This window comes from Dysgonomonas sp. HDW5A (genome assembly GCF_011299555.1).
In the GTDB taxonomy this organism is placed as follows: Bacteria; Bacteroidota; Bacteroidia; order Bacteroidales; family Dysgonomonadaceae; genus Dysgonomonas_A.
In genome coordinates, this window is sequence record NZ_CP049857.1 from 3,368,747 (window position 1) to 3,389,660 (window position 20,914).

At 38.1% G+C, this 20,914-nt stretch carries 14 protein-coding genes; 13 read left to right on the forward strand and 1 reads right to left on the reverse strand.

Annotated features, from left to right (window positions below; translation table 11 throughout):
• Positions 1-16: 16 nt before the first annotated feature.
• From G7050_RS14045 to G7050_RS14105, 13 genes are all read left to right on the forward strand, one after another.
• Entirely contained in the window at positions 17-1,894 is a 1,878-nt protein-coding gene (locus G7050_RS14045) for a RagB/SusD family nutrient uptake outer membrane protein (protein ID WP_166116524.1), read from the forward strand.
• A 153-nt stretch (positions 1,895-2,047) separates the two neighbouring features.
• Complete coding sequence (locus tag G7050_RS14050; protein WP_166116527.1) at positions 2,048-3,532, forward strand: glycoside hydrolase family 10 protein; 1,485 nt, start codon at positions 2,048-2,050, stop codon at positions 3,530-3,532.
• 120 nt (positions 3,533-3,652) lie between these two features.
• Positions 3,653-4,822: an exo-beta-N-acetylmuramidase NamZ domain-containing protein gene (locus G7050_RS14055; protein WP_166116529.1), complete on the forward strand. Its 1,170-nt coding sequence runs from the start codon at positions 3,653-3,655 to the stop codon at positions 4,820-4,822.
• A gap of 116 nt (positions 4,823-4,938) precedes the next feature.
• The gene (locus tag G7050_RS14060; protein WP_166116531.1) at positions 4,939-6,414 is read left to right on the forward strand and encodes a sodium:solute symporter; all 1,476 of its coding nucleotides are present in this window, start codon (positions 4,939-4,941) and stop codon (positions 6,412-6,414) included.
• A gap of 72 nt (positions 6,415-6,486) precedes the next feature.
• Positions 6,487-7,950: a glycosyltransferase family 2 protein gene (locus G7050_RS14065; RefSeq protein ID WP_166116533.1), complete on the forward strand. Its 1,464-nt coding sequence runs from the start codon at positions 6,487-6,489 to the stop codon at positions 7,948-7,950.
• Positions 7,951-8,047: 97 nt separating this feature from the next.
• The gene (locus tag G7050_RS14070) at positions 8,048-8,995 is read left to right on the forward strand and encodes a DUF4922 domain-containing protein (protein WP_166116535.1); all 948 of its coding nucleotides are present in this window, start codon (positions 8,048-8,050) and stop codon (positions 8,993-8,995) included.
• A 29-nt stretch (positions 8,996-9,024) separates the two neighbouring features.
• Positions 9,025-10,899, forward strand: a complete 1,875-nt coding sequence (locus G7050_RS14075; protein ID WP_166116537.1) for an AmpG family muropeptide MFS transporter — start codon at positions 9,025-9,027, stop codon at positions 10,897-10,899.
• Positions 10,900-11,016: 117 nt separating this feature from the next.
• The gene (locus G7050_RS14080) at positions 11,017-12,252 is read left to right on the forward strand and encodes an exo-beta-N-acetylmuramidase NamZ domain-containing protein (RefSeq protein ID WP_166116539.1); all 1,236 of its coding nucleotides are present in this window, start codon (positions 11,017-11,019) and stop codon (positions 12,250-12,252) included.
• Between the two features lie 14 nt (positions 12,253-12,266).
• Positions 12,267-13,436, forward strand: coding sequence for an acyltransferase family protein (locus G7050_RS14085; protein WP_166116541.1), 1,170 nt, complete (start codon positions 12,267-12,269; stop codon positions 13,434-13,436).
• Positions 13,433-14,284 (forward strand): BadF/BadG/BcrA/BcrD ATPase family protein, encoded by an 852-nt coding sequence (locus G7050_RS14090; RefSeq protein WP_166116543.1) that lies wholly within the window; start codon positions 13,433-13,435, stop codon positions 14,282-14,284. The genes G7050_RS14085 and G7050_RS14090 overlap by 4 nt, the downstream gene beginning before the upstream one ends.
• A 242-nt stretch (positions 14,285-14,526) precedes the next feature.
• Positions 14,527-15,345, forward strand: a complete 819-nt coding sequence (gene murQ, locus G7050_RS14095; protein ID WP_166116545.1) for an N-acetylmuramic acid 6-phosphate etherase — start codon at positions 14,527-14,529, stop codon at positions 15,343-15,345.
• Between the two features lie 38 nt (positions 15,346-15,383).
• Positions 15,384-17,222, forward strand: a complete 1,839-nt coding sequence (locus G7050_RS14100) for a PQQ-binding-like beta-propeller repeat protein (protein ID WP_166116547.1) — start codon at positions 15,384-15,386, stop codon at positions 17,220-17,222.
• 31 nt (positions 17,223-17,253) lie between these two features.
• Positions 17,254-19,734 carry a glycoside hydrolase family 9 protein gene (locus tag G7050_RS14105; RefSeq protein WP_166116549.1) on the forward strand — a complete coding sequence of 827 codons (2,481 nt, stop codon included), beginning with the start codon at positions 17,254-17,256 and terminating at the stop codon, positions 19,732-19,734.
• Positions 19,735-20,134: 400 nt separating this feature from the next.
• On the opposite strand, the gene G7050_RS14110 is transcribed toward G7050_RS14105, so the two are convergent.
• Positions 20,135-20,707: a hypothetical protein gene (locus tag G7050_RS14110; RefSeq protein WP_166116551.1), complete on the reverse strand. Its 573-nt coding sequence runs from the start codon at positions 20,705-20,707 to the stop codon at positions 20,135-20,137.
• Positions 20,708-20,914: the final 207 nt, after the last annotated feature.

Here is a 20,914-nt window from a genome sequence, read left to right on the forward strand (position 1 = left end):
CTAAACTATAAATACAATGAAAACAAAGATATTATTACTTACATCCATCGTCTTTATACTCTTTTCGAGTTGTGAAGATGTACTGGACCGACCTCAATTGTCGTCGGCGAATGACGATACGTACTGGGTGAACGAAAATAATGTTCGTCTCTTTATGAATGAATATTATCCTTATCTTTTTGTCGGTTATAATACCAATTGGGGAACCAATTATACACCTATGACTGGCTATGCCTTTAGTGATGATGTAATGACAGCGGTAAAGCAAACTAATTTTGATACCTCTATTCCTGCTTCGTTAGGTAATGCTACTCCTCCTACATCTACTGTATACAACGATTTTCCGGCTTGGCAGGCAAAGTATACAGGACCTACATGGAATTTTTATTGGGTGCGTAAATCAAACCTGATGATTGATCGTGTTGAGAAGAGAATGGGCAGTATACTCAATGAAGAACAAAGAGACCATTGGATAGGTATTGCCAAATTTTTCAGAGCTATGTGGTATGCAAACATGGTGCAGGTATTTGGAGATGTACCCTATTACGATCATCTTGTACTGGATACTGAATTGGATGAGCTATATAAAGACAGAACTCCAAGAGATAAAGTAATGGATGCTGTGTATGATGATCTTAAGTTTGCCATGGAAAAAGTTCGCCTCAATGATGGAGAACAATCGGTTAACAAGTACATTGTTGCAGGTTTTGCAAGTCGCTTGATGTTGATCGAAGGAACATGGCAAAAATACCACTATAATAATACGCCAAGAGCTCAGAAGTTTTTAGAGTTCTCTAAGGAAGCATCGGAGTTTTTAATGAATAGTGGCAAGTATGATATTGTAACAGATTTTCGCAGCTTGTTTGGCTCAGAAGATCTTAAGGGTAATAAAGACTGTATACTGTATCGTCATTACAGTAGTTCAAAGATGGTAACGCATTCTGTAGCAACGTATTCAAATTTGGTTATGTCGGAACTTAGTGTAGGAGCAAATTTGTCGTTACTCAAATCATTTATTTGTAATGATGGTAATGTATGGCAAAACTCGAAAGCGACTAATGCCGATCAGTTTAATCTTGCTAATTTGGTTAAAACCCGTGATCCTCGTTTTGAAGCCACGTTCTATGATAAAGCTAGAATACAGTCTAAGACGGCTATATATGCATGTAAATTTATCAGCAGAGAGGGTACAAGTTATGGAGGGGTTAATGTTCCTGCTAAATTTACCTCAACTAATAATACGAACGACTATCCGATTATCCGTTACTCGGAAATCCTTCTGAACTGGATCGAATCTAAAGCAGAGCTTGCTACGTTGGGAGGAGCTGCTGTTACTCAGTCTGATATAGATATGTCTATAAACAAGATACGCAATCGTCCATTGGATGCCGAGGCGATATCGAAAGGCGTAACTAAAACCAAAGCAATGGTTTTAGGAGCCATCACCGATTCTTATGACCCTGCTCGCGATACAGATGTACCACCACTAATCTGGGAAATACGCCGCGAGCGTCGTATGGAGTTCTTCTTCGAGCATTCACGTATAGGAGATCTTAGACGTTGGAAAAAGCTTAGCTATATGAATGGAACCAAGTACCCTGATATTATGCGAAGTATCTGGATTGATATTCAAAGCGAATTACCGGAATTATTGACTCCAACCAACTCAGGTAAGGTTTCGGTAATAAAAGCAGACGGAACCCGAGTGACTTACGATGGAACCAATGCTGCTGATATGGTTGGCTACTTTAGTCCGCCGACAGTTGCCGACAGAGATCCGTTTGAGAATGTAGCAGGTGTAAATGTATATCTGGCTCCTATTGGATTGAATCAAATAAATGATTACGAATCAAGAGGATATACTCTTACCCAAACAGCCGGATGGGGTGAATAACCACAAGCAATAAATGTAAAAGGCTCTTCTTTATACAGAAGATAAAGAAGAGCTCTTTTAAAGTTATCTTTTATGCACTATTGTCAGCTATTATAACTGATTTGCTAACCCGAAATTTAGAAGGGTCTATGACCTTAAAAGAGCCTATTATCCATGAAAAAGACCATAAGTTTACTGCTTATACTGTGCAGTTTTGTAGCCTACTCGTCGGCCCAGACCAACAAACGGGCATTGCGAGGATTGTGGGTAGCTACGGTAACCAATATTGATTGGCCTACTGCTCCCGGACTTCCTGCCGAAAATCAACAGGCAGAGATGATAACTCTATTGGATGAGATGCAATCATGCAATATGAATACAATTATTTTTCAGATCAGACCTACTGCCGATGCTTTTTATAAATCGCATTTCGAGCCATCGAGCCACTGGTTAACAGGTCTGCAAGGCAAAGATATGGGATATGATCCCCTTCAATTTGCTATTGATGAATGTCATAAACGAGGAATGAATATACACGTTTGGCTTAATCCATATCGTGTAAACAATGATACTGTTGCTTACAATACATATGCAAAAGACCATATTATGAACACGCATCCCGAGTGGGTAGTGTCGTATGGCAAAGCAAAATATTTTAATCCGGGATTAGATGAGGTACGTGATTTTACTTGTAAAGTGGTAAAAGACATTGTAGCCAATTATGATATAGATGCTATTCATATGGATGATTATTTTTATCCCTATAAAATAGCAGGTGAAGAATTTCCTGACTCACTTACTTTCGTAAACCATCCGCGTGGATTTACCGACAAAGGAGACTGGAGACGGAACAATGTAAATCTGATTATTAAGGAAATAAACGAGGCAATTAAATCCGAGAAACCTTGGGTTGAGTTTGGAATATCTCCATTTGCCATCTGGCGTAACAAAGCCGAAGATCCCAGAGGATCTGAAACAAAGGCAATGACCAATTACGATGGGCTGTATGCCGATATTCTGCTTTGGCAGGAGAAAGGATGGATAGATTATGTACTTCCTCAACTGTATTTTAATATTGGATATCCTATTGCCGATTATGCGATATTAGCCGATTGGTGGTCTAAATATAATTATGGAGCCAATGTATATGCCGGTTTAGCTCCTTATCGAGTTTCTAAAACAGCCAAGCAAAAAGAATGGCACAACCCTAAACAATTGGTAAAGCAGATTCGCCGGAATATGTCTGATCCTAATTTACAGGGCGAGATATATTTCAGTGCAAAATCATTTTTTAATCCCGCATACAATATTCCGGAATTAGTTCGTAAAGAATATAAAACATTAACCATCTCTCCCGAAAATAATCGGATAGCGAGAATTGAACCGCAAAATCCTCAGAATGTCTCTATGCAGTTAGAAAAAGATAAATACCTGCATCTGAAATGGGATAGGGGAGATAATGCCAAACGTTTTGTAATATATAAATTCAGAAAAGATAAACTGGTAAATAAAGATAACGCTGAAAATATTGTTGCGGTAACAGGTTTGACAGAAGTGAAACTACCTTATAAAGACAATAAGGACTTGAAAAAATACCGTTATGGTGTAACCAGTCTGAGTCCTACTCATGCTGAAAGTGCAATTGTTTATTTCGAATAGATACTTATTTTAGGGTAAGGGTGGCACTTTACTTTATTTGAATTATTAAGACTGACATGAGAGTGGAGTAAAACCCTGCCCCTAATTTAATGGATTTTAGAGATCAAAAGATATATAGATATGAAAATAATAAAAGTACTTGTTATTTTATTGTTTTGTAGTATTCTGCAAACTTATTCGCAACCGGCAAAAGTACAGGTGGGAGCAGAATCTACCCAAGAATACTTTCCCTTATTGAAGGGGAAGAGGATAGCGGTGATGTCTAACCATACAGGTATGGTAGGTGATGAGCATCTGGTTGATCTGTTGGTAAAAAATAAGTACAATGTGGTTGCCATATTTTCGCCCGAACATGGTTTCAGAGGCAATGCTGATGCAGGCGAACATGTATCGAGTTCGGTAGATCAAAAAACAGGAGTTCCTATCCGTTCATTGTATGATGGTGACGCAGGGAAGCCGAGTAAAGAATCTATGGATCTTTTCGATATTATGATTATTGACATTCAGGATGTAGGCTTACGTTTTTATACCTATTATATTACTATGGCCAAGTTGATGGATGCTTGTGCCGAATACAATAAGAAAATGATCATTTTGGATAGACCTAATCCCAACGGGCATTACGTGGATGGTCCTATATTGGACATGAAATATAAATCGGGTGTGGGTTGGCTTCCTATTCCTGTGGTACATGGTATGACTCTGGGCGAATTGGCTCTGATGATAAATGGCGAAGGATGGTTACCCGAATCACGCATCTGTGATGTAACAGTAGTTAAGTGTAAGAATTATACACATCAAACATTGTATCAATTACCGATAGCTCCGTCTCCTAATTTGCCTGATATGAAGGCTATTTATTTGTATCCTTCAACCTGTTTGTTTGAAGCTACTCCTGTCAGTTTAGGACGTGGAACTTCATTTCCATTCGAAGTCTATGGGCATCCTAATATGAAAGGCTATACTTTTTCGTTTACTCCGCGAAGTATCGAAGGTGCAAAAAATCCACCACAATTAAACAGATTGTGCTATGGGGTCGATCTGAGGAATGTTCCGGATGAAGAAATATTTAAAAACGGCTTCGATTTATCCTATGTGATTGATGCTTATAGAAATCTTAATCTGGATGATCATTTTTTTCGTCCTTTCTTCGAAAAGTTGGTCGGTGTTGACTACATTCGAAAAATGATTATAGATGGAAAATCAGCCCAAGAAATAAAAGAAATGTGGAAGGGCGATGTTGCTAAGTTTAAAGAACAACGGGCTCCCTATTTATTATATGAAGAATAAGGACTACAGACCTTTGATTTAGTATAAACAAGTACAAAACAATAAATAGTTGTGAGTATAGAACAGATCATTAAATATCTTTACTTTACTTATTTAATTTGATAAGAATATAAACTATGGATCCTATATTAGTATTACTAACCATTGCCGCTTATTTTGGTGTACTTTTCGGAATATCTTATATTACGGGACGTAAAGCCGATAATCAGGGCTTTTTTACGGGTAACCGCAAATCGTCGTGGTACGTTGTTGCCTTTGCAATGATAGGTTCGGCTATTTCGGGAGTCACCTTTGTGTCTGTTCCGGGAATGGTTGCAACAAGTGGTTTTGCTTATCTGCAAATGGTAATGGGATTTGTAGTAGGACAATTGATTATTGCCTTTGTGCTGATTCCTCTTTTTTATAAGATGAACCTGACCTCTATTTATGAATATCTGGAAACCCGATTCGGTATATCAACCTATAAAACGGGTGCATGGTTTTTCTTTATATCGAAAATGTTGGGGGCAGCCGTACGCCTGTTTTTGGTTTGTCTGGTGCTGCAGTTTCTGGTTTTCGAGCCTTTTGGTTTATCATTTGGTATGAATGTACTATTTACAGTAGGTTTGGTTTGGCTTTATACATTCAGAGGGGGAGTAAAATCGCTGATATGGACTGATTCTTTGAAAACGTTCTGTCTTATCTTTTCCGTTGGACTGTGTATTTATTATATCTCCTCTGATTTAGGACTCAATTTATCAACTACATTCTCTACCATCTATAAAAATGATTATTCTAAAATATTCTTTTTTGATGATGTTAATGATAAACGGTTTTTCTTTAAGCAATTCCTTGCAGGGATATTTACGGTTATTGCTACAACCGGACTTGATCAGGATATGATGCAAAAAACGTTGAGTTGTAAGAATTACAAAGACTCTCAAAAAAATATGGTAACCAGTGGAGTATTGCAACTGTTTATTATTCTACTGTTTCTGATGCTGGGAGTTTTGCTTTATACATTTGCAGCTCAGAATAATGTGTCTTTGCCTGCTAAAAGCGATGAACTATTCCCCATGTTGGCAACTAAAGGATATTTCCCCATTATTGTAGGAGTACTATTTGTAATAGGTCTTATATCGGCCGCTTATGCAGCAGCAGGTTCGGCTCTTACCGCACTAACCACTTCTTTTACAGTGGATATATTGGAAAGCCCCAAGACGAAAAGCGAAGATCAGGTAGCAAAAATTCGCAAGAAAGTGCATATTGGTATGGCTGCCGTAATGGGTATTGTCATTATACTAATTAATGTATTAAATAACACCTCTGTTATCGATGCCGTTTATATTCTTGCCAGCTATACATACGGACCAATTTTAGGACTTTTCGCTTTTGGCATCTTTACCAAAAAGGCGGTGAAAGACAAATTTATTCCCCTTGTAGCAATAGCAGCGCCTATACTTTGCTTTATAATAGATAAAAATTCTAAAGAATGGTTCGATGGATATCAGTTTAGTTACGAGCTGCTTATCATGAATGCTTTCTTTACTTTTATTGGGCTTTTGTTATTGGTTAAGAAAGGTAGGGGTGTATTGCATACGCCCGAAAAATAAAGAAGACTATAAAGGGCACATGCAATATGCCCCTACAATGAAAAAATATATAAAAATATAATTTTAAAAAACATGAAAGTAAATATCAATTGCTTTATTCCATTTCAAAGTGCAAATCAAGTAAAAGAAACAATTGCGACTTTGAAAGCATCACATCTGGTAAATAAAATCTATTTACTGACTGATAATGATTGTAAAGAAAAAATTGACGGTTGTGAAGTCATTTCAATAGACTCTCTTAAATCGACCGAAACAATTAAAAAGATAGCAGCAAAAGCAGATGCCGAATATACGCTGATCTATACCAAATCGGCAGACCTCAGATTAGGATACTTTGCTTTGGATCGTATGATTCAGATAGCTGAAGATTCTAACGCAGGGCTTATTTATGCAGATCATTATCAGGTTGTAGGTGACGATAAAAAGAATTGTCCCGTAATAGCATACCAAAAAGGAAGTTTAAGAGACGATTTCAACTTTGGATCTGTACTTATTTATAAATCGGATGATCTGAAAAAGGCTGCATCTCAAATGGATGTGACCTATAAGTTTGCAGGTTTGTACGATCTTCGTTTAAAAGTGTCACAAGCTGCCGAACTGGTACATATCAACGAATATTTGTATACAGAAATTGAAAATGATACGCGTAAAAGCGGTGAGAAAATCTTTGATTATGTAGATCCTAAAAACCGTGAAGTACAGGTAGAAATGGAAAAAGCTTGTACCGATCACCTACAGAAAATAGGTGCTTATCTTACTCCTCAGTTTAAAAAGATTGAATTTAATAAAGCTGATTTTGAGTTCGAAGCATCCGTTATTATTCCTGTGCGTAATCGTATACGTACCATTTCGGATGCTGTAAAATCGGTATTGAGCCAGAAAACGAACTTCAAATTTAACTTAATTGTCGTAGATAACTATTCTACTGATGGAACAAGTGAAGCTATTGACAAATTTGCTTCCGATGAACGTTTGGTTCATGTTATACCCGAAAATAAAGAGCTGGGCATTGGTGGCTGTTGGAATGCAGGTGTACATCATCCGAAGTGTGGAAAGTTTGCTGTCCAATTAGATAGTGACGATGTATATTCAGATGAAAATACGCTTCAAAAAATCGTTGATGCTTTCTACGAGCAAAACTGTGCAATGGTGGTTGGTACATATATGTTGACCGATTTCGAAATGAAGATGATTCCTCCCGGTATTATCGATCATAAAGAATGGACTCCCGAAAATGGACGTAACAATGCCCTTCGTATCAATGGCCTTGGTGCTCCAAGAGCTTTTTATACACCTGTATTGAGGGAAATTAAAGTACCCAATACAAGTTATGGTGAAGATTATGCACTGGGATTGTATTTTTCGAGAGAGTACCAGATCGGACGTATTTATGATGTCCTGTATTTATGCCGTCGCTGGGATGATAACTCGGATGCATCGTTGGATATCGTGAAAATGAATGCACATAATACGTATAAAGACAGAATACGTACTTGGGAAGTACAGGCACGTATCAATTACAATAAAAAGAATTAAGTTTTTAGCCGCTTTAACTTATCTACTTAATTTGACCAAACAGGAGCATAACAGAATGCTTTTGCTCCTGTTTATTATTCTATTAAAGAAACATTGAATGAAAACACTTGTGACATCTGATAATGCTCAAAATCTACTTTCGGAACAATTGCGGGAGTGGGAGCAAGCCCGATTAAATTATGAGGCTTTGGCAAAGGTCGAATCGAAAGATTTTTCTTTTGGTAAGTTTATCATTAAAGTACAATTTAATCCTGCAAGAATTCAATCGTCGGCGGCAAAAGTCGATGCAAAATCTATCCAGGAAAGAAAATGTTTCTTGTGTCCGGCAAATCTACCGGAGGTACAGAAAGGTATACCGTTTGAGAATACTTATCAGATATTAGTCAATCCGTTTCCGATATTTCCACAGCACTTTACAATACCTACTTACCAGCATGTAGATCAGTTAATATTGAACAGGTATGGAGATATGTTGGATCTGGCAAAGGACTTGGATGAGTATACCTTTTTTTATAATGGACCCAAATGCGGAGCTTCTGCTCCCGATCATGCGCACTTTCAAGCAGGAAACAAAGGATTTTTACCTATCGAAAAAGATATTAAACACATCGATAAAGAACAGGTATTTGAAAGAGAAGGTCTAACAGTATATGCTTTCAGAAACTATTTAAGGAATGGACTGCTGATAGAGGCTGAGGATCAAAAACAGGCTGTTGATTTCTTCAAAACGCTGTATTCTTTATTAGAGATAAAAGAAGGTGAAAAAGAACCGATGATGAATATCATTTCGTGGTATCAGGACTCGAAATGGTTCAGTTGTATTTTTCCTCGTGAGAAACACCGTCCAAGCTGCTTCTTTGCAGAAGGCGATGAAAATATCTTGATCAGCCCTGCATCGGTCGATTTAGGAGGAGTATTTATTACACCACTCGAAAAAGATTTCAAGAAAATTACTACCGAAGATATACAAACGATATTGAAAGAAGTGTGTATAAGTGATAGTGATATGCTAGCATTGATCGGTAAAATAAAAAACTTACTTTAATAATAAAGGAATACCTTAAGAGATAAACTATGCAAGAAAAGAAACAAAAATCGCCTTGGGCGTGGATTCCTACGCTTTATTTCGCCGAAGGTTTGCCCTATGTTGCCGTAATGACTATTGCTGTGATTATGTACAAACGTATGGGTATATCTAATACCGATATTGCATTATATACCAGTTGGTTGTATCTGCCGTGGGTTATCAAACCCTTTTGGAGTCCGTTTGTCGATCTGTTGAAAACCAAACGTTGGTGGATTGTTATTATGCAGTTACTTATCGGAGCGGGGTTTGCCGGAATTGCTTTCACTATTCCTTTGCCTTTCTTCTTTCAGGCTACACTGGCTTTTTTCTGGCTTTTAGCATTTAGTTCGGCTACACACGATATTGCGGCAGATGGGTTTTATATGCTGGCACTTGATACCAATCAGCAGGCTATGTATGTGGGAATCAGGAGTACCTTCTACCGTGTAGCTACCATTATGGGACAAGGGGTTCTTATCATATTAGCCGGATTTTTGGAAAGTACATCAGGAAGTGAACCTGTTAAAATAAATATCGATGTATCTCCACAATATACACAATCGACGATGTATATCCCTCAAGAAATTATTCCAGAGGTGCAAGAGGGTAAAATCACTTTTGTTGTAGATAAAGAGACCGTTAAAATGGGTACTCAAGGAGTTGATAAAGATAGCTTGAGTGCATTTCTAAAAAAAATAACTGCCGCTAATGAGGAGAACGGCTTTGTAATTAAAGAAACAGAGGCTCATAAAGCTGAAGCAGAAAAAGATAAAGCAAGTTGGTGGACATCTCATGTTTCTCAACCGTTAGGTAATTGGATCAAGCATTCATTCGGAGAGAAAAGGGAGGTTGAAGAATCGACCTCAAAGCTCGCAGGTAATATAGCTGTGGTGGCTATAAGGCTTTCGAAGCAACCTGAATCGGGCAAAGAAATGGTGCTGAATACTACGATGAATAAAGGAGACAAGAGTGTATCACTGATATCGGGAGAGAGGTTATCTTTTAATGAGAAGAACTGGAATAAACCGGCATATGTGGTTTTTCAGGCAGATCCTAAGCTGACCGAAGTCACTACTGCCGAATATAAAGGTTTGTCGGGAAATATTCCTTTTGCCTGGTCTATCACATTCTTTGTATTGGCAGGTTTGTTTATATTCTTTAGTTTTTATCATCGGGTATTTTTGCCAAAACCGGCGTCTGATATTACGCATACTCATGTTACGGCTAGTTCTATATTTAAAGAATTTGGGCGAACTTTTGTTTCTTTCTTTAAGAAGCCACAGGCACTTGCGGCTATATTCTTTATGTTGACATACCGCTTTTCCGAAGCTCAGGCACTTAAGCTGATAAATCCGTTTTTGCTCGATTCCCGAGAGATTGGAGGTTTAGGTCTTACAACGGGCGAAGTTGGTTTGGTATATGGAACAATCGGTATTATCGGGCTTACTATCGGGGGGATTATCGGAGGTTTTGCAGCAGCACGGGGAGGTCTTAAAAGATGGCTTTGGCCTATGACTCTGAGTATGTTGCTTACCATACTGACATTTGTTTACCTAAGTTTTTCTCAAACAGAAAGCCTGATTATTATCAATATTTGTGTATTTATAGAACAATTGGGTTACGGATTCGGCTTTACAGCCTATATGCTATATTTGATGTATTATGCTGATGGTGAGCAAAAAACAGCTCATTATGCTATCTGTACAGGATTTATGGCATTGGGTATGATGATTCCGGGAATGTTTGCCGGATGGTTACAGGAACTACTGGGATACAATCATTTCTTTGTATGGGTTATGATTTGCAGTATTATTCCGATTATAGCCGTTTCGTTATTGAAAATTGACCCTAATTATGGTAAAGCGAAAGAAGAAAAGAAATAGTTTTTTTAGTGTAGGGGCTGGGCTCTGCCCTGCCCGTTAAATAAAAAATCATATGTGGGTGGAGTTAAACCCCATCCTTAGAGAATACGGAAATAAATATTTTAGATTACTTAGAATATGAAGAAAGGATTAACCATATTACTTATTCTCTGTGCTGTATTTGTAAATATTAATGCACAGAAGATAACGATAAAGACAGGAATAGAAGTTCTTAAAGAACAGAAATTCAAAATATTGGAAGGAAAGCGAGTGGGTTTAATTACCAACCCTACGGGAGTTGATAACAGTATGAAATCGACTATTGATATTTTGAACGAAGCTCCGAATGTAAACCTCGTAGCTCTGTTTGCACCCGAACATGGTGTGCGTGGAGATGCTCATGCCGGCGATCATGTAGATAATGTGACCGATCCGAAGACAGGTTTACCTGTTTATTCTTTGCATGGAAAAACCAGAGTGCCTACACCCGAAATGCTCGAGGGTATTGACGTTTTGGTATATGATATTCAGGACATAGGATGCCGTTCGTTTACTTATATCAGTACCATGGGATTGGCTATGCAGGCTGCTGCTGAGCAAGGAATCGAATTTGTGGTTCTGGACAGACCCAATCCTCTGGGAGGAATAAAAGTAGAAGGAGGCTTAGTTGAAGATGGCTTCATTTCGTTTGTCAGTCAATTTAAAATTCCTTACGTATACGGGCTCACTTGTGGAGAGCTTGCTTTGTTACTAAACGGAGAGAATATGTTGAAAAAACAATGTAAACTTCAGGTGGTAAAAATGAAGTCATGGAAAAGAAAAATGAGGTATGAAGAAACCGGATTGCAATGGATTCCTTCATCTCCTCATATTCCACAACCTATTTCGGCTATTTTTTATCCTGTGTCCGGTATCTTGGGCGAATTGAGTTATATGTCTATCGGTGTAGGATATACTATACCATTCCAGATGTTTGCTGCCGAATGGATAAAAGCCGAAGATTTGGCTGCTAATCTTAACAATTTGCATTTGCCCGGTCTTTATTTCAGACCGATGTATTTGAAACCGTTTTATTCGGTAGGACAAGGCAAGCAACTCGAAGGCGTACAAGTTCATATTATGGATTATGAGAAAGCCCGATTATCTGAGATTCAGTTCTATGTAATGCAGGAAGTTGCAAGCCTATATCCTGATAAAGCTGTATTTGAGAATGCAAACGATAAACGTTTCCGGATGTTCGATCAGGTAGCGGGAAGTGATTATGTGAGGTTGAACTTTGCCAAGCGTAACAAGTTTGCAGATATATCAGGTTTTTGGGATGATGCGGTAGCTCCTTTCAGGCAATTGTCGAAAAAATATTATTTGTATAAATAGTAATAAAATAAAGTATGACTCAGCAATCTAACCAAAGACTCTTAGCTCTGGATGTAATGAGAGGGATTACCATTGCCGGAATGATTATGGTAAATAATCCGGGCTCGTGGGGGAGTATTTATGCTCCTTTGGGGCATGCCTCATGGAACGGTCTTACGCCTACCGATCTGGTTTTTCCGTTCTTTATGTTCATTATGGGGATATCTACCTATATATCGCTTCGCAAATTCAATTTTGAATTTAGTAAACCTACTTTATTCAAGATTTTGAAAAGGACGGCAGTTATATTTCTTATCGGTTTGGGTTTAGGATGGTTCTCACTTTCGTTGAGAACCTTCAATAAACTATCGGTTGAAGAATTAGGCTTTATGGATCGCTTTATACAATCGGTCACTAATTTTGAAAATCTTCGGATTTTAGGCGTGATGCAACGGTTGGCTCTGACTTATGGTATTACTTCATTGATAGCCATTTTTGTAAAGCATAAGTATATCCCGTATATTATTCTGATAACATTGGTAGGTTATTTCTTACTCTTGCTGTTTGGCAATGGATTTGAGTTCAGCGAAAATAATATAGTATCGGTAGTTGACCGAGCTATTTTAGGAGCAAATCATATGTATGTGGACAGTGGAGTTGTACTTGATCCCGAAGGATTATTGAGTACCATACCTGCCGTAGCTCATGTGTTGATAGGCTTTTATTGTGGTAAGATACTTTTAGATACTAAAGATAATAATGAAAAGATACAGCAGCTTTTTATAATAGGTACAATCCTTATGTTTGCAGGTTTTCTGTTAAGCTACGGTTGTCCTATAAATAAAAAAATATGGTCACCCACCTATGTTTTGGCTACTTGTGGACTAGCTTCGTTGCTATTGGCTCTTCTGATCTGGATTATTGATATTAAGGGATATAAACGTTGGAGTGTCTTTTTTCAGTCATTCGGAGTCAATCCTCTTTTTATCTTTGTAGCCGCAGGAGTGTTTGCTATTCTGATGGGTAATATCTCATTTGCGTATGATGGAGCAGATATAACAATAAAAACGTTTATATATAAAATTTGCCTTCAACCATATTTGGGCGATTATTTTGGTTCGTTGATTTTTGCGTTACTCTTTGTTGGATTCAACTGGGTAATAGGTAATGTATTGTATAAAAAACAAATTTATATTAAGATATGATATTATTGGCAGATGGAGGGTCAACTAAAGTTGATTGGTGTTTAGTTGATAAAGGGCAGCTGGTAAAACAGGTTTTTACTAAAGGAGCAAATCCGTTTTTCAGATCGCGTGAAGATATCAGTGAAGAAATAAAAACGGCACTGTTACCTCAACTTGTCGGTTATACCATTGATAAAGTGTATTTCTATGGAGCCGGATGTGCATTCCCTGAGAAAAACGAGATAGTAAGAGCGGCAATAGCCGATCATATAAAAGCTTCGAGTATCGAAGTGGGTAGCGATTTGTTGGCGGCAGCTAAGGGTCTTTGTGGTAAAAATCAGGGAATTGCCTGTATTATCGGTACAGGGTCTAACTCTTGCTTTTATGACGGGCAAAAGATAACCCAAAATATTTCACCCTTAGGATATATACTCGGAGATGAAGGTAGTGGTGCAGTTTTAGGACGTCTGTTTTTAGGGGCGTGTCTTAAGAATCAACTGACTGCCGGACTGAAAGAAAAATTTCTGGAGCAGTTCGAACTTACTCCGGCCATTATCTTGGAGAAGGTTTATAAAGAACCGTTACCCAATCGTTTTCTGGCAAGTTTGTCTCCTTTTCTGAAAGAAAATATTCAAGATGAGTCCATATACGCTTTGGTATATAATGCCTTCAAGGATTTCTTTGTCAAGAATGTGATGCAATACGATTATAAGAATAACGAAGTACATCTTACAGGCTCGTTATCTTATCATTATCAGGATGTATTGCGTAAAGTAGGAGAGGACTTAGGTATAAAGATCGGAACTATTGTTCAGTTGCCTATGGAGGGTCTTATAAAATATCATTCGGAACATTACGTTCAGGCGTAAGAATGATAGAGGCTTATTTATCTATCTATTATACGATTAGATGAGTAGGTATGTATAAAAGGAAGAATAAAAAAGAATAGGTGTAACTTTTGTCACTTTTGTCACCTTTTTAGGGTTTACTTCTTGAATATTAGATTGTTAATAGGATTGCAAAAAGTGACAAAATAGGGGATAGTTGTCACCCTGAAAATGTCACCTTTGTGTAAGTGAATGTAACTATTGTAACGAAAATAAGAACAGATATGACTTTTATCAAAATAACAGAACAATCGTCACTGTATGACGATCTGGAAAAGAAATCGGTACACGAACTTCTTGTAGATATAAATAAAGAAGACCAGAAGGTAGCATTGGCAGTCGAAAAAGCGATTCCTGCTATCGAGAAACTGGTTTCCGAGATTGTTCCGAGAATGGAGCAAGGCGGACGTATTTTCTATATGGGAGCAGGTACAAGCGGTCGTCTGGGTGTATTGGATGCTTCGGAAATACCGCCGACTTTCGGGATGCCTAATACGCTGGTTATAGGACTTATTGCAGGAGGAGATACAGCACTTCGTAATCCTGTTGAGAAAGCCGAAGATAACATGGAGCGTGGTTGGGAAGAGTTGAAAGAACATAATATAACAGAAAAAGATACAGTGATTGGTATTGCTGCATCGGGCACAACACCTTATGTAATAGGGGCTTTGCGTGAAGCTCGTAAACATGGTATTTTGACTGCATCTATATCTAGTAATCCCGATTCTCCTATAGCTCAGGAAGCCGAAATAGCTATAGAAATGATTGTAGGACCTGAGTTTGTTACGGGTAGCTCTCGTATGAAATCGGGTACGGGACAAAAGATGATTCTCAATATGATTACCACTGCTACTATGATTAAGTTGGGTAGGGTAAAAGGTAACCGTATGGTAAATATGCAATTATCGAACGATAAATTAGTAGACAGAGGTACACGTATGCTTATTGATGAATTGGGCTTGGATTATGAAGAAGCCAATCGCCTTTTGTTATTACATGGTTCTGTAAAGAAAGCGACTGACGCTTACCGGTCAGAAAACTAAATTGTGTTTATTAGCTGACTTCAAATAACTCTAATACTATGAAACATTTAATGTTATTTGTCTTCTTATTGTTTGCCGGTGTTGTTTCGGCACAGGACTTTCGTTTCGCTTTAATAACGGATTTACATGTGAGAAGTAACGATTCTTTGGCATACAACGATTTGAAGCGTACAGTCAATCAGTTGAATAAAACACCTGATATTAGTTTTATACTGGTTACGGGAGATATCACCGAAGAGGGAGACAGGGCTTCGTTACTCAAAGCTAAAGAACTGTTGGATCAATTGAAAGTAAAATATTATATCCTGTCGGGAAATCACGAAACCAAATGGAGCGAATCGGGTTCTACTGATTTTGCCCATGTATTCGGATCGGAACGTTTTCAATTTGAATACAATGGCTTTAAGTTCTTGGGGTTTGCCACAGGGCCTATTATCCGTATGATGGATGGACACGTAGCACCTCAGGACATTGTTTGGCTGCAAGAAGAATTGGGTAAAGATCCGAATCAACCTGCAATTTTAGTAACACATTATCCTCTTTTGCCTACCGATGTTGACAATTGGTATGAAGTAACGGACGCTGTTCGCAAATACAATATAAAAGCTGTTTTGGGAGGGCATTATCACAGTAACCGATTGTTTTTCTATGATGGAATACCTGCATTTATAAACCGTTCGAACCTACGTGATAAAACGGATGGTTTGGGAGGATATTCTATTTATGATGTAACGAAAGATTCTATTGTGGTTTCGGAACAAAAGATAGGGCAGGAGCCTCGCCGATGGGGTGGATATTCTCTTACGGAGCAATACTATACTGCAGACAATTCGACTTACAACCGTCCCGACTTTTCGGTTAATAAAGAATATAATGCGGTTAAAGAAGTTTGGGTAACCAATATAGGTAAAACTATATATGCATCTCCCATAGTGTCGAATAATGCAGTATTTATAGGTGATGATACCGGTACTTTCTATTCGATATCTGCTAAAAACGGAAAAATAAACTGGAGTTTTCAGTCAGGCAACCGCATTGTGGGCACTGTTGCTGTTGACAATGGGGTAGTTGTTTTTGGTTCGGCAGATGCCACTATTTATGCGTTAAACAGTAAAACAGGTAAACTTATTTGGAAATATTCCGCAAAAGAACCTGTTTTGGGAAGTGCAACTATCGACAATGGTATTGTGTATATTGGAGCAAGCGATCATACTTTTCGTGCTTTGAATCTTAAAACGGGTAGGTTAGTATGGGAATATACAGGAGTAAAAGGATATATAGAGACTCGTCCGCTTATATACGATGATAAAGTAATTTTCGGTGCATGGGATAATACGATGTATGCTTTAGATAAGACAACAGGTAAACTTCTTTGGACTTGGGATGGAGGTCTTACCCGAATGCATTTTTCGCCCGCAGCAGTATGGCCTGTGGCAGCAGAGGGGAAAGTGTTTTTTACTGCTCCCGATAGAGTGATGACCGCTATAGATGCAGGAACAGGTGAAACTGTTTGGCGAACAAAAGAATCGATGGTTCGAGAAACAATCGGCTTATCGGAAGATCAAACAAGAGTGTACAGCAAAACGATGCAAGATAGTGTAGTCTCTTACTCTACCTTAGGAAACGAACCGAAAAGGCTCTGGATAACTCATGTAGGGTATGGTTACGATCATGCAGCTTCGATGCCTGTAGAAAAAGACGGTGTTGTTTTTGGCAGTACCAAAAACGGAATAATTTTCGCCTTAGATGGTGTCACAGGCAAGCTTTTGTGGAAACATAAAGTGGGTAATTCGCTTATTGGAACAGTATATCCTTTAAGTGCTTCGGAATGTATATTTGTAAGTGGTCACGGATTAGTGGGACTACTGAAAAAGTAATAGTAGTTTTTGAAACCTTAAATCTGATACGATGAAGAAAGTTTCTATCTTTTTTTGCTTTCTGTTTTTGTGTTGTCTTTCACTAGGGGCGCAAGTACAATCATGGATACGGATCAATCAGTTGGGATATTTGCCTAACAGTATTAAAGTGGCGGTTTTTATATCCAATGAAGATCTGGCGACTTTAGACTTTGAAGTGAAAGATGCAGTTAATAACACGGTTGTATTTACGAATAAAGGTGTATCTGCAAACGCCCAACGATGGGGAATGAAACATGCTGCCCGTATGAATTTCTCTAAAGTGATTAAGGATGGCGAATATTATATCGAATCGAATGGGGTAAAATCTCCTCCTTTCAAAATAAACACGAATGTATATGATGGCTCTGCCGATTTTCTGCTTACATATATGCGTCAGCAACGTTGCGGATATAATCCCTATCTGGATGCGGAATGTCATCAGAAGGATGGCTTTATTGTAGATCATCCCACACGTACAGGCGAATATATCGATGTAAGAGGAGGATGGCACGATGCTTCGGATTACTTGCAATACCTCACAACTTCGGCTAATGCTACTTTTCAGATGATGTTTGCATGGCAGCAAAATCCCGATAAAACAATATTTGCGGACGAATATGATGCTTTGGGTAAAAAAGGCAAAAACGGCATCCCCGATATTCTGGATGAGATCCGATGGGGATTGGATTGGATGGTAAAAATGAATCCCGACTCGGCAGTCATGTTCAACCAGATAGCAGACGACAGAGACCATGCTTCGATGCGTTTACCGACAGAAGATAAGGTCGATTATGGATGGGGAGCAGGCACAGGTCGTCCAGTTTACTTCATAACAGGTGAACGACAAGGGCTTGGTAAGCATATAAACCGGACAACAGGCGTATCGTCGAGTGCCGGTAAGTTTGCTTCGGCTTTTGCTCTTGGTGCGGATATCTTTAAGGACATTGATCCTGCTTTCTCAACATTGATGAAAGGCAAAGCGGGTGCAGCTTATAATTTTGCCGAAACTAAATTGGGCAATACTCAGACTGCCTGTTTGAAGTCTCCCTACTTTTACGAAGAAGATAACTTTGTGGATGATGTAGAGCTAGCTGCGGCTGTTAAATATAACTTGTCAAAAGATGGATCGTGGCTTAAAAAAGCCGATTATTGGGGGCAACTGGAGGAGGTAACTCCGTGGATGGAATTGGGTAGGGCGCGCCATTATCAGTTTTATCCGTTTGTGAATTTAGGACATTATTACCTCTCTCAATCAAATGATTATTCTGTAAGAGCTAAATACATCCGGTTTATGAAAAACGGATTGGAAGCTATTGCCAAAAGAGCAAAAGAGCAGGATGATCCGTTTATGAATGGCATACCTTTTATCTGGTGTTCGAACAATCTGGTTGCTGCCGCTATTACACAAGCACATTTGTATCAAGAGGCATCGGGAGATAATTCGTATGCTGAAATGGAAGCAGCTCTGAGAGATTGGTTGTTAGGCTGTAATCCTTGGGGAACATCTATGATCTGTGGTTTTCCGAAGAGTGGAGATTCATCAACACGTCCGCATTCGGCATACGTTGATATTATGAAAGATATTCCATACGGCGGATTGGTAGACGGACCCATATACAGGCACATATACGAATCGTTGCTTGGTATACATTTGGTTTATGACGATGAGTATGCTCCGTTTCAATTCGGGGAGGCTGTGTATCACGATGATCCGGGAGATTATTCTTCAAATGAACCTACAATGGATGGCACAGCCAGTTTGAGCTATTATTTATCGGCAATGCAAAAAGCAGGTAAGGATCAGGCAAAGATGGTTACAGATAGTCAGGGAGCAATTGTTCGAAAAGATATCGATAAGAAAGTTATCAGACTTATCTTTTCTGCTGATGTTGCTTTTGAAGGAGCTCCTGTTATCCTGAAAACATTGGACAAACATAATATCAAAGGTTCGTTCTTTCTGACGGGTAATTGCCTTAGAACAAAAGAGCATGAAGATATTATAAAACAATTGATTAAAAAAGGACATTATGTCGGGGCACATTCCGATAAGCATATTTTGTATGCTTCGTGGGATGATCGCCAACATACATTGGTTTCCTCTGATAGCTTGGTACAGGATCTTCGGCGGAATATGTATGAATTAGCTAGAGTAGGGGTAGATACAAGCAAGGTAAATTATTACCTTCCTCCTTCGGAGTGGTACAATACGGAAAATGTAAAGTTAATTGAATTGGAAGGGAAAAAGGTAATCAATTTTACTCCCGGTATAAGGACTGCTGCCGATTATACTACTCCTGATATGAAAAACTATAAGTCGTCGCAGGAGTTGATCGATTTATTGTATGCTTTTGAGAAAGAACAAGGTTTGAATGGAGCTGTAATTCTAATTCATCCGGGCACTCATAAAGACCGAAAAGATAAGTTATACCTGCATTTGGATGAAATAATTAGAAATCTGAAAAGTAAAGGATATACATTTGACCATTTCTGAAAAGGAACGTTATCGGTAGTATATGATGAAAATAAGAATCATATATATAATGGCTAATGATACTGCTGCCAGTGATATATATGACAATATCTTTCCTGCTTTTATATAACCTAATTTGCTGAGGATAAATCCTAGACCAAGAGCAATTAAGTTAACTATAAAAGTCCATTTTAATAAAACCTGAATAGATACGAATAATAGCATCCTCAAAAGTAATAAAACAAATGATAATTGAAACCCCATTCACCATGTAAATAATGGCTATTTATAAGTAAAGCCCCTGATAAAGGGGCTTTACTCTAACTTATTTTCTGTGTACAATTTCTCTTAAGAGTTGTGTTATTTAATAATCTTTCTACCTACACATTTGTTTTTTAGAACTCTCTAAGATTTCATTGATTTAGAATTCTTTGATTTCTTTGATCAATTTTTTTGAAGGCAAATAAACCTGGAATCCAATTCCGAATGAAAGTGATTGACTATATGCACTTGAACCAAAACCAACGATACCGCCGTATTTTACTATAGCTTCAAGACCTATACTTGGAGTGATGAAATAAGAAATACCAGGACCAAAGCCAAAGCCGAGACCATTAGTAGTTGTTCTGTTTACTCTATTATCTGTACCTTCAAATCCGGCATTAGCTTCTAAGAAGAATTTGGTTTGTCTGAAAGCCGGAAGTTTTTCTGCACTGACAAAGTAACGAGCAAGAGGACCTATTCCATAACTATAAGAGTTTCCGTCTTGTCCATTTACGTGATTAAGTCCAAATTTTCCGTATCCTCCGACTGCTAATCCATCTTTGATAAACCATGCAGCTGTAGGTGTCACCTGAAATGTTGTTTGGCGATCAAATTCCAGATTTAAATTAGTTAGACTACCTCCGATCATAACATTACCTTCGTTTATCTGAGCGTTTGCGATATTTGCTCCTCCGAATAGGAGTGCGGCAAATAAAATTAATTTTTTCATAATTGAATAATTTAAATAAATGCTACATATATTAACAGTATATATAACAACGATCTTGGGCATTTGTTGACAATTTAAGGGTAAATTATCAATATAAGCAGACTAATAATTGTAGTTTAGTGAGACTTTGTTCTGTAATGTGTTATTTTATAGGATAATATAGTTGTGTTTGAAAATTGTTATTTTTCTTTCTGTTTTTTGATTATA